This is a genomic window from Wolbachia endosymbiont of Drosophila incompta, from assembly GCF_001758565.1.
GTDB lineage: Bacteria > Pseudomonadota > Alphaproteobacteria > Rickettsiales > Anaplasmataceae > Wolbachia > Wolbachia pipientis.
Map to the genome: position 1 here is coordinate 1253990 of NZ_CP011148.1, position 320 is coordinate 1254309.

The 320-nt window shown below is 35.9% G+C and carries 1 protein-coding gene; it reads left to right on the forward strand.

Features of this window, described 5'->3' with window-relative positions; translation table 11 throughout:
* The first annotated feature begins 85 nt into the window (after nucleotides 1–85).
* A complete protein-coding gene (locus tag WG67_RS06990; RefSeq protein WP_010081826.1) occupies nucleotides 86–238 on the forward strand; it encodes a hypothetical protein in 153 nt (50 codons plus the stop codon).
* Nucleotides 239–320 lie beyond the last annotated feature (82 nt).

Here is a 320-nt window from a genome sequence, read left to right on the forward strand (position 1 = left end):
TTCATCAGAAGACTTGGTAGCAGAGGCGCGCGGAGCGTAGATTTAAGTTGTTTCCGCTGTGTATAATTTTCCGCGGAATAAACATATGAACGAGCCAATAATTGGTAGAGAAAAAGAAATAGCTATTCTACAAGACAAACTTCTTTCTCAATCAGCCGAATTTATTGCTGTTTATGGTCGGCGTCGTGTAAATGTTGTATTATCTGCATTTTATCAGCATAATATAGAAGTAATGTAATGCAGATATTATGCCGATGCCAAATTATACGATTACTTCTAAAATTGCTAGTTGTCTTATAAGGATTGAAGCAGCAAAAGAA